Below are 14,346 nucleotides of genomic sequence, written 5' to 3' on the forward strand. Positions count from 1 at the left end.
CGGCGCCGCTCCCCGGCCGGAGCACCTCTGCTCCGCGCCCGCCGCCGGGCCGCCGTACGCGCCCGCCGGGCACCCCGTGGCCCCCGGAACCGGCCCTCCCCGGGTGCGGAGGGTCAGGGAACCTGCCCTCCTCATCCCGCGTTGACCAGTGAGGAAGGATCCACCGAAGGGTGGAACGCGCAAGCACAGGGTTCCCCTGCCGGACCGCTTGGAGGGCGTACGGTGCACCGCGGGCACAACGGGCTCAAAACCGCCGTACTCCTCGGCGGTCTGTCCGTCCTCATCCTCGTCATCGGCGGCTTCTTCGGACGTACGGGCCTGATCGTCGCCGTGCTCGTCGCGGTGGGGACGAACGCCTACGCCTACTGGAGCAGCGACAAGCTCGCGCTGCGGGCCATGCGCGCCCGCCCGGTGAGCGAGTTCGAGGCGCCCGGCCTGTACCGCATGGTCCGTGAGCTGTCGACCGCCGCCCGCCAGCCCATGCCGCGTCTCTACCTCTCCCCGACCCAGGCGCCGAACGCCTTCGCCACGGGCCGTAACCCCCGTAACGCCGCGGTCTGCTGCACCGACGGCATCCTCCAGTTGCTGGACGAACGGGAGCTGCGGGGCGTGATCGGCCATGAGCTGAGCCATGTCCACAACCGCGACATCCTCATCTCCTCGGTGGCCGGGGCGCTGGCCTCCGTGGTGATGTTCCTGGTGAATTTCGCCTGGCTGATCCCGGCCGGCCGCTCGGACGACGACGACCGCCCCGGGGTGCTCGGCATGCTGCTGATCATGATCCTGGGTCCGCTCGCCGCCTCCCTGATCCAGCTCGCCGTCAGCCGCTCCCGGGAGTACCAGGCCGACGCGTCGGGCGCCCGGCTCACCGGCGATCCACTCGCCCTGGCCTCCGCGCTCCGTAAGCTGGAAGCGGGCACCCAGCAGCTTCCGCTGCCACCGGAGCCCCGGCTGGAGACCGCGGGGCACATGATGATCGCCAATCCGTTCCGCGCGGGCGAGGGCATGTCGCGCTTCTTCGCCACCCACCCGCCGATGCGCGAGCGCATCAGCCGTCTGGAGCGGATGGCCGGCCCTCACATATGACCGCCGGGCCGCCCCCGCACCCGGGGGCCGCCTCGCAACGTTCCCCACCGGCCGCCGCGTCTACGAGGGCGTACGCACCCGTCGTCCCGCCCGTGGAAGGCTGTCGATCATGAAGCTCCTCCTCAATGTCATCTGGTTGGTCCTCAGCGGCTTCTGGATGGCGCTCGGCTATGTCCTCGCGGGCATCATCTGCTGCGTCCTGATCGTCACGATCCCGTTCGGTATCGCGTCCTTCCGCATCGCGGGCTACGCGCTCTGGCCCTTCGGCCGTACCACCGTCGAACGCCGGGACGCGGGCGCCGGGTCCATGATCGGCAACATCGTCTGGATCGTCTTCGCGGGCTGGTGGCTGGCGCTGGGCCACATCTTCACCGGCATCGCGCTCTGCATCACGATCATCGGCATCCCGTTCGGCATCGCCAACTTCAAGATGATCCCGATCTCCCTGATGCCGCTCGGCCGCGAGATCGTGCCCACGGACGAACCGTTCGCCACCCGCTGACCACGCCGCCGGAGCCACGGAGCGGGGCGGCGGGCCCGCCCGTACACGCCGGTGGGGCGGCGCGCCCATGGCCCGCCGCCCCACCCGGTCGTTGCGTCCTGCCGGCGGCGCGGTGCCCCGCTCCGCGGGCCCGTACCGCCGTACGCCGGTGACTACCGGTAGTTCACGAACTGGATCGCGAAGTCCAGGTCCTTGCCCTTCAGCAGCTGCTGGACGGCCTGGAGGTCGTCGCGGCTCTTGGAGCTGACCCGCAGCTCGTCGCCCTGCACCTGCGCCTTGACGCCCTTCGGGCCCTCGTCGCGGATCGTCTTGGCGACCTTCTTGGCGTTCTCCTGCGAGATGCCCTCCTGGATGGAGGCGAAGATCTTGTACATCTTGCCGGAGAGCTGCGGCTCGCCCGCGTCCAGCGCCTTCAGCGAGACCCCGCGCTTGACCAGCTTGGACTGGAAGATGTCGAGGACGGCGGCCACCCGGCTCTCGGCGTTGGCCTTCATCTCGATCTTCTCGCCCGACCACGCGATCGACGCGTCCACGCCCTTGAAGTCGTAGCGCTGCGAGATCTCCTTGGCGGTCTGGTTGAGGGCGTTGTCGACCTCCTGCCGCTCGACCTTCGAGACGATGTCGAAACTGGAGTCGGCCATGGTGAGTTGGCTCCTCGTGGATAGGTCCGTCAGGGAAACGGCCCGTCCCGGACCGCCCCGCCAGCCTAGAGGAGGCACCCCCGCCACCTGCGACCCCGGCCATGGAACCGAGTGGCGGAGCACCCCCTGCCATCAGGTATGGTTTACGTCGTTGCCACGGAGCGCCGCAGCAAGCGGATCTCCTGGCAGCAAACCCTGGCGGTGTGCCCGAGCGGCCAAAGGGAGCAGACTGTAAATCTGCCGGCTTCGCCTTCCCAGGTTCGAATCCTGGCGCCGCCACAGTTGGGGAACGGCCCGTGATCAGCGGAAACGCGATCACGGGCCGTTTTCGTTGCCCGGGTGACCCCGCCCCGGGGCGTACGTTCACCCGGTCGACGGCCGTGGCCCCACCGCTTTCACCTGGGCGCGGAACCAGCGGTGCGCGGGGTCGGCGGAGTGGCGCGGATGCCAGGCCATGCCGAGGTCGAGCGACGGCAGGTCGAGCGGGATGGTGAAGGTGCGCAGGCCCAGCGCCTCGATGGTGTCCGGGAGCCAGCCGGGGAGCGTGAGGCCGACGAGGTCGGTGTCGCGGGCCAGTTGCATCGCGCTCATATGGCTGGGGACGACGGCGGCGACGCGGCGCCGCAGGCCCAGGTCGGCCAGGGCGCGGTCGATGGGGCCGAGGCGCCGGCCGCGCCGGGAGATGCCGATGTGGTCGGCGGCGGCGAACCGGCGGGCGGTCAGCGGTCCGTCGAAGAGCGGGTGACCGGCGCGGGCGAGGCCGACCAGGGACACCCGGGCGAGCGGTTCCGTACGGGTCTCCGGGTCCAGGTGGTCGAGGACGCCCAGTTCCACGTCGATCCGGCCCTGGCGGAGCGCCGGGCCGTCCTCCACCGCCTCGGGCAGGAAGACGAGGTCGACGTGCGGGGCGGCCGTGCGCAGCCGGTCGGTCAGCGGGCCGGCCAGCCCCGCCAGCAGGATGTCGCCGGCCTGGAGTGTGAAGGTGCGGTCCAGGTCGGCGGCGCGGAACGGCGCCGACGGGCGGAACAGCCGCTCGCAGTCGCGCAGGACGCCGCCGACCTGGTCCCGCAGTTCCAGGGCGCGCGGGGTCGGCACCATCGTCTGCCCGGCGCGGACCAGCAGCGGATCGCCGACGGCGCGCCGCAGCCGGGCCAGGGTGCGGCTGACCGCGGCGGGCGAGGTGCCGAGCCGTTCGGCGGCGCGGGTCACGCTGTTCTCCTGGAGCAGCGCGTCGAGCGTGTGCAGCAGATTGAGATCCATAACCCCCGGGAACCTTCCTGACCTGCATCTTTGCGCATATCGGCAATGGTTCTGTGCCTATCTTTGCATTGCCGCGTAACGCGGTCCGCGCCGAGAGTGAGGAGGTCGCCGCAGCCGCGGGGACACCTCTTCGCCAAGGAGCGCGTCATGCCGCAGTCCGCCCGTGCCGGTCGTGAAGGTGACGTCCTGGCCGTGGTCAGCCAGACCGGGCCCGCCATCTCGTTCCACGACGCCGCCACCGACCGGCACCTCGGCACCACCGAACTCGCCGCCGAACCGCACGAGCTGTGCTTCGACCCCGTACAGCGCCTGCTGTGGTGCGCCACCCCGTACCTCTCCGGCGTCTACCACGACAACAGCGGGCGGCGGACGGAGGTGACCGTCCTCGACGCCGACACCCGCCGCGTCGTCGGGACCGTCGATCTCGCTCCGGAGCACGGGCCGCACGGCCTGGCGCTGGACGCGGCGCGTGGGCGGCTCTACGTCAGCGTCGAGGGCTCCGCGGACCGGCCGGGCGGCGTCGTGGTGATCGACACCGCGACCCGGCGCCCCCTCGGGCGCATCGATACCGACGCGCCCGGCCCGCACTGGTTCATCCTCTCCCCGGACGGCACGACCGGTTACGCCACCAACAAGGAGGCGCCGTTCGTCTCCGTCGTGGACCTCGGCAGCGGCGCGCTCACCGCGAAGATCGAGGTACCGGGGAGCGAAGGGCTGGCGGTCTCGCCGGACGGGGCGCTTCTCTACGTCGCCGCGCCCTACGCCGCGTTCGGTACGCCCGCCGCGCCCGGGGAGGAGCGGCCGGAGCCCGGGATCCGGGTGATCGACACCCGTACGCTGCGGGTGACCGGCACCCTGCCGACCGGGGACGTCGTCCTGCCGGTGCACACCACGGCGGACGGGACGCTGCTCGTGGGGGAGACCCGCCAGGAGCCCGGGGGCGGGCAGGCGCCGGGGCGCCTCACCGTGTTCGCCGCCGGTGACCACCGCCGTCTGGGCGAGGTGGAGGTGGGGACGCTGCCGCTGACCCTCACCTCGTCACCCGACGGCCGGATCGGCTACGTGGCCGCCACCGGCTCCTCGACCGTCGACCTCGTCGATCTGGTGACGCTGGAGCGGCTGGCCCGGCTCGACGTGCCGCGCCGCGGCGGGCCGGGCGCCCACGGGCTGGCGTATCTGCCCCGGGAGGCCTGAGCGCCCCGGGCGGCCCGCGCCACGCCCGGCGGCTCCCGTCAGGTCAGCCAGAACGCCGCCCGGTCCCGCCACAGGGTGAGCAGGTCCCGGTCTCCGGTGATGTCCAGGGAGCCGTCGGGGACCGGTCGCCCGTAGAGGAAGAGCAGCAGGGCGGTCGGGGTGGCGCGGACGGTGACGGCGGCCGGGGCGGCGGTGCGGTGGAGGACGGGGGCGTCGCCGGTCAGGTCGACGAGCCAGCGGGCGGGGGCGGTCGGTCCGGGAGCGTCGCAGGTCAGGGGGTGGCCGGCGGCCGAGGGGGTGTTGCCGGGGGCGGGGCTGCCGCTTGCCGCGGGGCCGCCGTCCGCCGGGGGCGCGCCGCCCGTGGGGCTGCCGCCGCCCGCCGCGGCGCCCGGTGCCGTGTCGAACGCCAGGGTGCGCCCCGGGCCGAGGACGGCGGGGGAGCCGGGGAGCGGTGCGTACGCCTCCGGGTGGTCGCAGAAGGACAGCCACTCGTCGACCGCGTCGCGGGCCGCCTCGTCCGTGGCGGTGAACTCCGCGCCGACGGCGAGCGCCGCGTCCGCGCGGTGGACGAGGGTCTCGCCCGCCATCCGCCGGGCCCAGAACGCCGGGGACGTCACACCGGGCAGCACCGTCCACACCCGGGCGCCGGGCCCGGCCGCGCGCAACTCCGCGACCAGCCGCCCGGCGCCCTCGTCCAGCCAGGCGCCCAGGGCCGCCATGTCCTCGGCCCGGCGCGGCGCGACCTCGTTCACCGCGTCGTCCGGGACCTCCCGGGTGGCGCGGGTCCGGACGATCTCCTCGACCCAGCGGTGCGCACCCCCGACATGCCGCACCAGTTGCCCCAGATGCCATCCCGGGCAGCCGGGAACGGGCGTGAGCGCGTCGGCCCCCTCGACGAGGTCCCGCAACTGCGCGGTCTGACGGGCGATTTCGGCGCATCGGCGATCGAAGTCCGGTGTCGTCATGGCCGGATCGTACGGCGGGGCGGAGGGGGCCGCCACGCGGTTACGGGGCGGCGCGGTGCCGGGGAAGCGGAGGCTCCGGGCGTCCTTCGGGGGCAGGCGTGTCGGGGTGCGGCGGCGTGCGCGGGCGGGGCGGCGCGCACGCTCCGGGCGATCTCGGGGCGCGGAGGTTCCGGGGCCTCCGGACACATGGCTCCGAGGCCCGGCGGGGCGTACACGGCGGGACCTGGCCCGGGCCATGGGCGTACGGGCCGGGGCTCGCCCCGCACGCTCCCGGTGCCCGAGCCCCTGCCGCGACCGGCCGCCGTCCCGCGCGGAACGGCGGCCCGTCAGCCGACGCCGCTCACGTACGCGGTACGCACACCCCGCGTATGCGGTACGCACACCCCGCGTACGCGGACGCGTCTCACCGCGCGTCCGCGTACACCCGCCCCGCGAACTCGGCGACCTGGGCGTCGGTGAGGTTCTTGGCGAGATCCGCCTCGGTGATCATGCCGATGAGGCGGTGGCCGGCGCGGACGTCGATCACCGGGAGGCGCTTGATCCGGTGCTGTTCCATGGTGTCGAGGACCTGCCGGGCGTCCGCCGCCGCGTCGATCCAGTGGAGGGGGCCGTCCAACGTGCCGGCCTGCACCGTCGCCGGGTCGATGCCCTCGGCGCAGCACCGGATCACGATGTCGCGGTCGGTGATCATGCCGATGAGACGGTTGTTGTCGCCGCAGATGGGCAGGCAGCCGACGCCCAGATCGCGCATCATCCGCGCCGCCGCGCGCAGCGAATCGTGGGCGCCGATGCAGTGCGCCCCGCTGGTCATGATGTCCTGGGCGCGCAGCGGGCCGGCCGTGTCGGATGTGCCGGGCATGACAGTCTCCTTCCGGGTGGCGGAGCGCCGCGACACCCCCCCCGGCGGCGCCCCGGGGCGGCTCCCCTTCCGCCCCTTTCGTGCCGTCTTCTCCTTCCATCACACCACCGATGCCCGGGCCCCGCCGCCCGCCCCGGACGCGCCCCGCGAGCGGGACGCGAACCCCCAGGGGGAACCCTGGGAATTCCCTGAACTTCACATAAAGTGTGTGACTTTCGCATGCCGCGCCTTATCGTCGGAGGAAGCCGTGAGCGACGTTCCGGGGGAACGCGTCGAGCCAGCGAAGGGGGGCGGCCGGCCATGCGACCGAGCCGTGGGTCGGAAGCAGAAGTGGAAGCGCGCCGCAGGACGGTCCTGCGCCAGGTCGCCGACGAGGGCGAGATACGGATAGCCGATCTCGCCGAGCGCCTCGGCGTCAGCGTGATGACGATGCACCGCGATCTCGACAACCTCACCGAACGCCAACTCCTCCACAAGGGACGCGGGGTGGCCACCGCCTTCCCTGTCGTCACCATGGAGAGCGCGGTCCGCTTCCGTGAGCACGCCGACCTCGACATCAAGACGGCGCTCGCCGACGCGCTGGCCGCGGAGGTCGCCCCGGGCAGCACCGTCCTCGTCGACTGCGGCTCCACCCTCTTCCCGCTCGCCCGCCGCCTGGCCGCCGTGGAGGGCGTCCACGTCATCACCAACTCCCTGCGCGTCGCTTACCTCCTGTCCGGCTCGTCCGCCGAAGTCACCCTGCTGGGCGGCCGGTTCCACGAGGACTTCGAGTCCTGCGCGGGCCCCCGCACCCGGCGTGAGCTGCGCGGGCTGCGCGCCGCCGTCGCCTTCGTCACCGCCACCTCGATCAGCGCCGGGCGGCTCTACCACCCGGTCCGCCAGTACGCCGACAACAAACGCGCCTACGTCCAGGCCGCCGACCGGGCCGTACTCGCCGTCAGCCACCGCAAGTTCGGCCGCACCGCCCCCTGCGGCTACGGCGACGTCGGCGCGTACGACCTGCTGCTCACCGACGACCGCGCGCCCGCCGACGAACTGCGCACCGCCCGGGAGCTGGGCACCGAGGTCCGCACCGTCACCCCCGCCGCCCCACGGACCTGAAAGCCCCCGCCCACCCGCCACCCACGCACCACCGCACCCGGAACCGCAACGAGAAAGGCCGATCCATGCGCGCCGTCGTCGTCGAAAAGCCCGGCACCCACACCCTCACCACCGTCGCGGACCCGACCCCCGGGCCCGGCGAGGTCGTCGTGGCGCCCGCGGCCGTCGGGATCTGCGGAACCGATGTGCACATCGTCGAGGGCGAGTTCGCCCCCACGCCGTACCCGATCATCCCCGGGCACGAGTTCACCGGCGAGGTCGTCGCCCTGGGGGAGGGGGTGGCGGGGCTGCCCACGGGCACGCAGGTCGCCGTCGACCCCTCGCTGTTCTGCGGCGCCTGCCACTTCTGCGCCATCGGCCGGGGCAACCTCTGCGAGCGGTGGGGCGCCATCGGCGACACCGTCGACGGCGCGATGGCCGAATACGTCACGGTGCCCGCCGCCAACTGCCACCGCCTCCCGGAGAACGTCGACACCGTCCAGGGCACCCTCATCGAGCCGCTCTCCTGCGCGGTCCGCGGCTTCGACGTCCTGCCGCGCCGCCTCGGCGACCACTACCTGATCTACGGCGCCGGGACGATGGGGCTGCTGATGCTCCAGCTCGCCCGCGCCGCCGGAGCCGCCTCCCTCTCGGTCGTCGACGTCAACGAGGATCGCCTCGCCGTCGCCGCCCGCCTCGGCGCCGACGCCACCGCCACCGGCGCCGACGCGCTGGAGCGCCCCGGGGGCTGGGAAACGGTCATCGACTGCACCGGCGCCGTCCCCGCCATCGAGGACGGCCTCACCCGGGTGCGGCGCGGCGGTACGTTCCAGCAGTTCGGGGTCGCGCCATCGGCGGCCAAGGCGTCGTTCTCGCCGTTCCAGGTCTACAACGACGAGATCACCATCGTCGGCTCGATGGCCGTCCTGCACAGCTTCGGCCGCGCCGTCGACCTCATGGCCAAGGGCGTCATCGACGCCGACATGATGCTCACCCACCGCTTCGCCCTGACCGACTTCACCACCGCCCTGGACACCTTCCGCGCGGGAACGGGCCGGAAGATACAGATCCTCCCGGGGGCTTGATCGGGGGCGCCCCCGCCGGGCGGTCGTGCTCCCCGTACCGGGGGCCCCGGCCGGGCGGGAGGCTTCGCGCCTGCACGGGGGCGGCCGTGGGGCGCGCCCGCACCGGGACGGCACGGGCCAGGAGGGGGCGGCCACGGGCCGGACGGGGTGTGATGGCCCTGCGGCCCTGCGGCCCTGCGGCCCTGCGGCCCTGCGGCCCTGCGGCCCTGCGGCCCTGCGGCGCAGCGGCCCACACCGCCCGGTGTCGCGGGAGCGGGCGCGCGGCCGGGCCTGTTCCGGCCGGGCGGTTGACGGGCAACTGCCGCTCCGATCAGCGTGGTTCCGGCCGGGCCCCGGCCGGACCGGAGACGGCCCGGCCGGACGGTGCGAGGGCCCGGCGCGACGCCCGGCCCCGGCGGCTTGCCCTGGCCCGACGCTCCGAACGTCCCGCTCTCACTCCGGTGACCCGCCCTGGAGGGATGGCCCGACGTCCGATCCGATGGCGCGGCGGCCCGCACCGTCCCGGCGGCACGAGAACAGTCCGCACGAGAACAGTCCGCGACGCACCCGGCGGGGCCGCAGCCGACCGGCCCCGCCGGAGGCCGCCGGATCAGCTCCCGGCCACCGCCCGTACCGCCTCCTCGACCGGTGTCCCGCCGTTGATCAGCTCCAGCGTGCGGCCCGCGGTGGCCGGGGTGTCCAGCAGGGCCAGCAGCGTCGCCGCCACGTCGTCGCGGGTCACCTCGGCCCGGCCCGTCGACTCCGCCAGCGTCACCCGGCCCGTCCCCGCGTCGTCGGTCAGCCGTCCGGGACGCAGGACCGTCCAATCGAGTCCGGCCCGCGCCCGTACGTCCGTGTCCGCGGCGCCCTTGGCCCGCAGATACGCGGCGAACACCGGGTCGGTGCCCTCCGGCGGCTCCCGGTCCGCGCCCATCGAGGACACCACCACGAACCGCCGGACGCCCGCCGCCTCCGCCGCGTCGGCGAACAGCGACGCCGCACCGCGGTCCACGGTGTCCTTCCGGGCGGCGCCGCTGCCCGGCCCCGCGCCCGCGGCGAACACCGCGGCGTCCGCGCCCTCCAGATGCCGCGCCACATCCGCGACGGACGCCGACTCCAGATCGCACACCACCGGTTCGGCACCCGCCGCCAGCAGGTCACCCGCCTGCTCCGGCCGGCGGATGACGCCGGCCACCTCGTCCCCGCGCGCGGCGAGCAACCGCTCCAGCCGCAGCGCGATCTGACCATGTCCACCTGCGATGACAATGCGCATGCCGCCGACCGTAGACGACCTGGCCCCGAAACCCGTCCGCCGCGACGGACCCACCCCCGCCCCGGGCCCGCACGGCCGACACCCCACCCGCTACCCGCCTCCGGCCCCCACCAACGAGCCGCACCCCGGAGCCACCCCTTACGGGCCCGGGCCCACGCTCACCCCCACACCCACCCGGAACGCCCCCGCACCGCCCCACCGAACCCGCAGTCCCTCACCCCTGGCGCCACCCCTTACGGGCCCGGCCGACGCACCCACATACCCACACGGAACGGCCCGGCACTGCCCACCGAACCGGAGCCCCGGACAACCCCCCGCCCCCGGGCAATCCCCGGCCCTCGAACAGCCCCCGGCCCCGCCCCGAGCCACCGGCCTCACCCCGATGTCACCCCGGCCCGCCCCCGCTCACCGCTGTGACTGCCGCGGCAGTTCCAGGGCCACCGCCACCGCCGCGTCGCAGTACTCCCGTACCGCGCTGGTCCGCGCCACCACCCGCCCCCGGTGGATCACCACCCGGCTGTACGCCAGCGACAGCACCCCCGCGATCCGCTCGCCCCGCACCGCCAGCAACTCCGCCGGGAAGCCCGCCTCGACGCGGACCTCCGGCAGCCCCTGGACCGCCCGCGCCGCCCCGCTCACCGCCTCGTACGCGGCCTCCGGCGTGGCCTCCCCGAGGGACGCCAGCAGGTACGCCGCCTCCAGCGGGTCACCGCGGCCCACCGGGTTCGCCGCGTCCCGCAGCGCGCCGCTGCCCGCCGCCACCCGTACGCCCGCGTCCCGCAGCAGCCGCACCGGCGCGGGCCGGGCCACCCGGGACCCGTACCGCTCCAGCGCCGTGCAGTCGCCCTGGGGCAGGCAGACGACGGTGACGTCCGCCGCCGCGAGCTGCTCGGCGACCCGGCCCGCCACACTCCGCGGCATCCGGGCCATCCCGGCGCACGGCCCGATCGCCACCCCGGGCCGCAGCCCGCCCGCCATCGCCGCCAACCGGGCCAGCCGGGCCGGATCGTCACCGTCCGTGTGCAGATCCACGGGAGCGCCGTGCTCCGCGGCCACCGCGAGCACCGCCTCGACGTGCCCGGCGGGATCCGGGTCCAGATCCGGGCAGCCGCCGACCACGGACGCGCCCATCGCGACCGCGTCCCGCAGCATCGCCAGCCCGTCCGCGCCCGCCACCCCGGTCAGCACCCGGGGCACCGCCACCGCCGACAGATCCGCCAGCCCCCGCAGCGACCGCCGCGCCTTGAGCACCGCCTCCAGCGCCCGCAGCCCCCGCACCCCGCCGACCCGGACATGGGTGCGCGAGGCGGTCGCCCCGTGCCCGAGCTGCAGCAGCGCCGCCTCGGTGGTGCGCCGCTGGACGTCGTCGGGGGAGTCGGACGCCGGGCCCGCCGCGTCCGCGGTCAGCGCCGTGTCGCAGTGCGCGTGCGGTTCCACGGGCGCCGGCAGCAGCAGATAGCCGGAGAGATCCACCCGGGCGCCCTGCGGGGCCAGCGCCCCGGCCGTCCCGACCGCCTCGATACGCCCGCCGCCGAGCCGTACGTCCACCGTGCGGCCGTCGGCGAGCCGCGCGCCGCACAGCACCAGGGAGCCCGCTTCGGAGTGCGCGGACGAGCCGCCGTCCGGCCTGCCCGGCCGCGAGGGCGGCTGCGGTGAACTGCTGTCGGACATCGCGCTCCTCGAAGCCACGGGCGTGCAAGATCACGCAGCGTGCCCCGAGCCTAGGACGCGCCCCCGGGCGCCCCGCGCAGGCGCGGAATAGTCGTACCGGCGTGGTGCGGACCGCCACGGCGGGCGCCGCCCGGATACGGATTTCACGTTTGGCGGCGGGCCGTGTAATGTCTTCATCGCTCGCCCCAATAGCTCAGTCGGCAGAGCGTCTCCATGGTAAGGAGAAGGTCTACGGTTCGATTCCGTATTGGGGCTCTGGTGTGAGGATTCCTCGCCTTCGGGCGAGGTCACCTTCGCATCGCAGCGGTGTAGCTCAGTCGGTAGAGCAAGCGGCTCATAATCGCTGTGTCACCGGTTCAAGTCCGGTCACCGCTACTGACAGTAGCCGATTGTGGGGTCGGTCCTTCGATCGGCTACTCTTTTATGCGTTCATCCATCCGTCCGTCCGTCAAGGAGCACTCACGTGGCTGCCACCGACGTCCGCCCGAAGATCACGCTGGCCTGCGTGGAGTGCAAGGAGCGGAACTACATCACCAAGAAGAACCGGCGTAACAACCCGGACCGTCTTGAGATGCAGAAGCACTGCCCTCGTTGCAACTCGCACACCGCGCACCGCGAGACGCGATAACTCAGGCTCGTTCGTGAGGCCGTCCCCAGATAATGGGGGCGGCCTCACGGCGTTATCACCCCAGTAGTCAGGGAGGTTGCGAGCCAATGGCGCTCGACCCGTCATTCATCGGTCGTACGTACCCGCCCACCGACCCGTATGAGGTCGGCCGGGAAAAGATCCGGGAATTCGCCGAGGCGATCGGTGATCCGAATCCCGTGTACACCGATACCGAAGCGGCCAAGGCGCTCGGCCACCCCGAGGTGATCGCCCCGCCGACCTTTGTGTTCGCTATCACTTTCCGGGCCGCGGGACGGGTGATCGAGGACCCGCAACTCGGCCTGGATTACAGCCGCGTGGTGCACGGCGATCAGAAATTCGCCTACTCACGCCCGGTGCGCGCCGGTGACCGGCTCAGCATCACCTCCACCATCGAGGCGATCAAGACGATGGCCGGCAACGACATCATCGACATCCGCGGTGACGTCCACGACGAGAACGGCGAGCACGTCGTGACCGCGACCACCAAGCTCGTCGCCCGCGCCGTCGAGGAGGCGTCCTGACATGACCGCGAAGATCTCCTACGACGACGTCGAGGTCGGCACCGAACTCCCGGCGCAGTCCTTCCCGGTGACCCGCGCCACCCTCGTCCGCTACGCGGGCGCCTCCGGCGACTTCAACCCGATCCACTGGAACGAGAAGTTCGCCAAGGAGGTCGGGCTGCCGGACGTCATCGCGCACGGCATGTTCACCATGGCCGAGGCCGCCCGCGTCATCACCGACTGGGCCGGCGACCCGGCGGCCGTCGCCGAGTACGGCGTCCGCTTCACCAAGCCCGTCGTCGTCCCCAACGACGACACCGGCGCGCTCATCGAGGTCAGCGGCAAGGTCTCGGCCAAGCTCGACGACGAGGCCCGTACCGTCCGCGTCGACCTCACCGCGAAGAGCGGCGGCCAGAAGGTGCTGGGCATGTCCCGCGCCGTGGTCCGCCTCGCCTGAGCGGACACCCGCCGGGCGGACACCTGCGGGGGCGGCCGGTACCGGCCGCCCCCGTACCCTTGGGCGCGTGCAGGAACGCCACGAGGAAACCCAAGCCCCGCTCGCCCCGCTGACCACCTTCCGGCTCGGCGGCCCGGCGAACCGACTGATCACGGCCGTCACGGACGACGAGGTCATCGCCGCCGTCCGGGAGGCCGACGCCGCCGGGACCCCGCTGCTGATCATCGGCGGCGGCTCCAACCTCGTCATCGGCGACAAGGGCTTCGACGGCACCGCCCTGCGTATCGCGACCCGCGGCTTCACCCTCGACGGCACCCGCCTGGAGCTGGCCGCCGGCGAGAACTGGTCCGACGCCGTCGCCCGCACCGTCGAGGCCGGACTCGCCGGGATCGAATGCCTCGCCGGCATCCCCGGCTCGGCCGGCGCCACCCCGATCCAGAACGTCGGCGCGTACGGCCAGGAGGTCTCCGCCACGATCACCGAGGTCGTCGCCTACGACCGGCGCGCCGAGGAGACGGTCACCCTCACCAATGCCGAGTGCGCCTTCTCCTACCGGCACAGCCGCTTCAAGGCCGAGCCGGACCGCTACGTCGTGCTGCGCGTCCGCTTCGCGCTGGAGGACGCGGGCGGGCTCTCCGCGCCGCTGAAGTACCCCGAGACGGCCCGGGTACTCGGCGTCGAGGCAGGTCAGCGCGTTCCCGCGGCCACCGCCCGCGCCACCGTCCTCGCCCTGCGGGCCGGCAAGGGCATGGTCCTCGACCCGGACGACCACGACACCTGGTCCGCCGGTTCCTTCTTCACCAACCCCGTCCTCACCGAGGCCGAGCACACCGCGTTCGTCGCCCGCGTCCACGACCGTCTCGGTCCGGACACCGCCCCGCCCGCCTTCCCCGCCGGCGACGGCCTGGTGAAGACCTCCGCTGCCTGGCTGATCGACAAGGCCGGTTTCACCAAGGGCTACGGCACCGGACCCGCCCGCATCTCCACCAAGCACACCCTCGCCCTCACCAACCGCGGCGAGGCCACCACCGAGGACCTCCTCGCCCTCGCCCGCGAGGTCCGCGACGGCGTCCACGCCGCCTTCGGCATCACCCTCGTCAACGAGCCGGTGACGGTGGGCGTCAGCCTCTAGCACGTACGCCGGC

At 73.6% G+C, this 14,346-nt stretch carries 15 protein-coding genes and 3 tRNA genes; 12 read left to right on the forward strand and 6 right to left on the reverse strand.

The annotated features are described in order from the left end of the window. Positions 1 to 222 precede the first annotated feature (222 nt). Entirely contained in the window at positions 223 to 1,086 is an 864-nt protein-coding gene (gene htpX / locus ACGH2B_RS15635; protein WP_399089138.1) for a zinc metalloprotease HtpX, read from the forward strand. A gap of 109 nt (positions 1,087 to 1,195) precedes the next feature. Beyond that, the gene (locus ACGH2B_RS15640) at positions 1,196 to 1,588 is read left to right on the forward strand and encodes a YccF domain-containing protein (protein ID WP_399089141.1); all 393 of its coding nucleotides are present in this window, start codon (positions 1,196 to 1,198) and stop codon (positions 1,586 to 1,588) included. Positions 1,589 to 1,740: 152 nt separating this feature from the next. Here the strand turns inward: ACGH2B_RS15640 and ACGH2B_RS15645 are convergent, their stop codons facing one another. Continuing rightward, positions 1,741 to 2,229, reverse strand: coding sequence for a YajQ family cyclic di-GMP-binding protein (locus tag ACGH2B_RS15645; protein ID WP_399089144.1), 489 nt, complete (start codon positions 2,227 to 2,229; stop codon positions 1,741 to 1,743). A gap of 197 nt (positions 2,230 to 2,426) precedes the next feature. Between ACGH2B_RS15645 and ACGH2B_RS15650 the strand changes: the two genes are divergently transcribed. After that, positions 2,427 to 2,508: transfer RNA gene (locus tag ACGH2B_RS15650), tRNA-Tyr, on the forward strand. An 84-nt stretch (positions 2,509 to 2,592) separates the two neighbouring features. Here the strand turns inward: ACGH2B_RS15650 and ACGH2B_RS15655 are convergent. Beyond that, entirely contained in the window at positions 2,593 to 3,489 is an 897-nt protein-coding gene (locus tag ACGH2B_RS15655) for a LysR family transcriptional regulator (RefSeq protein ID WP_399089147.1), read from the reverse strand. A 147-nt stretch (positions 3,490 to 3,636) separates the two neighbouring features. On the opposite strand from ACGH2B_RS15655, the gene ACGH2B_RS15660 reads away from it, so the two are divergent. Continuing rightward, a complete protein-coding gene (locus tag ACGH2B_RS15660; protein ID WP_399089150.1) occupies positions 3,637 to 4,683 on the forward strand; it encodes a YncE family protein in 1,047 nt (348 codons plus the stop codon). A gap of 38 nt (positions 4,684 to 4,721) precedes the next feature. Here the strand turns inward: ACGH2B_RS15660 and ACGH2B_RS15665 are convergent, their stop codons facing one another. Continuing rightward, the gene (locus tag ACGH2B_RS15665; RefSeq protein WP_399089153.1) at positions 4,722 to 5,648 is read right to left on the reverse strand and encodes a maleylpyruvate isomerase family mycothiol-dependent enzyme; all 927 of its coding nucleotides are present in this window, start codon (positions 5,646 to 5,648) and stop codon (positions 4,722 to 4,724) included. Between the two features lie 403 nt (positions 5,649 to 6,051). Next, entirely contained in the window at positions 6,052 to 6,507 is a 456-nt protein-coding gene (locus tag ACGH2B_RS15670) for a CBS domain-containing protein (protein WP_399089156.1), read from the reverse strand. A 300-nt stretch (positions 6,508 to 6,807) separates the two neighbouring features. On the opposite strand from ACGH2B_RS15670, the gene ACGH2B_RS15675 reads away from it, so the two are divergent. Beyond that, complete coding sequence (locus ACGH2B_RS15675) at positions 6,808 to 7,608, forward strand: DeoR/GlpR family DNA-binding transcription regulator (RefSeq protein ID WP_399089159.1); 801 nt, start codon at positions 6,808 to 6,810, stop codon at positions 7,606 to 7,608. Between the two features lie 65 nt (positions 7,609 to 7,673). After that, positions 7,674 to 8,672: a zinc-dependent alcohol dehydrogenase family protein gene (locus ACGH2B_RS15680; protein ID WP_399089162.1), complete on the forward strand. Its 999-nt coding sequence runs from the start codon at positions 7,674 to 7,676 to the stop codon at positions 8,670 to 8,672. A gap of 589 nt (positions 8,673 to 9,261) precedes the next feature. Here ACGH2B_RS15680 and ACGH2B_RS15685 read toward each other — a convergent pair. After that, positions 9,262 to 9,924: an SDR family oxidoreductase gene (locus ACGH2B_RS15685; protein WP_399089165.1), complete on the reverse strand. Its 663-nt coding sequence runs from the start codon at positions 9,922 to 9,924 to the stop codon at positions 9,262 to 9,264. Positions 9,925 to 10,329: 405 nt separating this feature from the next. Beyond that, positions 10,330 to 11,595 (reverse strand): amidohydrolase family protein, encoded by a 1,266-nt coding sequence (locus ACGH2B_RS15690; RefSeq protein WP_399089168.1) that lies wholly within the window; start codon positions 11,593 to 11,595, stop codon positions 10,330 to 10,332. Between the two features lie 182 nt (positions 11,596 to 11,777). On the opposite strand from ACGH2B_RS15690, the gene ACGH2B_RS15695 reads away from it, so the two are divergent. The 6 genes from ACGH2B_RS15695 (at position 11,778) to ACGH2B_RS15720 (ending at position 14,333) form a co-directional block, all read left to right on the forward strand. Next, a tRNA-Thr gene (locus ACGH2B_RS15695) sits at positions 11,778 to 11,850 on the forward strand. 47 nt (positions 11,851 to 11,897) lie between these two features. Continuing rightward, positions 11,898 to 11,970: transfer RNA gene (locus tag ACGH2B_RS15700), tRNA-Met, on the forward strand. Between the two features lie 88 nt (positions 11,971 to 12,058). Next, a complete protein-coding gene (rpmG, locus tag ACGH2B_RS15705) occupies positions 12,059 to 12,223 on the forward strand; it encodes a 50S ribosomal protein L33 (protein WP_376682812.1) in 165 nt (54 codons plus the stop codon). 86 nt (positions 12,224 to 12,309) lie between these two features. Continuing rightward, a complete protein-coding gene (locus tag ACGH2B_RS15710) occupies positions 12,310 to 12,765 on the forward strand; it encodes a MaoC family dehydratase N-terminal domain-containing protein (protein WP_399089171.1) in 456 nt (151 codons plus the stop codon). A gap of 1 nt (position 12,766) precedes the next feature. Continuing rightward, positions 12,767 to 13,201, forward strand: a complete 435-nt coding sequence (locus ACGH2B_RS15715; RefSeq protein WP_399089174.1) for a MaoC family dehydratase — start codon at positions 12,767 to 12,769, stop codon at positions 13,199 to 13,201. A gap of 67 nt (positions 13,202 to 13,268) precedes the next feature. After that, entirely contained in the window at positions 13,269 to 14,333 is a 1,065-nt protein-coding gene (locus ACGH2B_RS15720; protein ID WP_399089177.1) for a UDP-N-acetylmuramate dehydrogenase, read from the forward strand. The last annotated feature ends 13 nt before the right edge of the window (positions 14,334 to 14,346 follow it).

It is taken from the genome of Streptomyces sp. BBFR2, assembly GCF_044497305.1.
Taxonomy (GTDB): domain Bacteria; phylum Actinomycetota; class Actinomycetes; order Streptomycetales; family Streptomycetaceae; genus Streptomyces.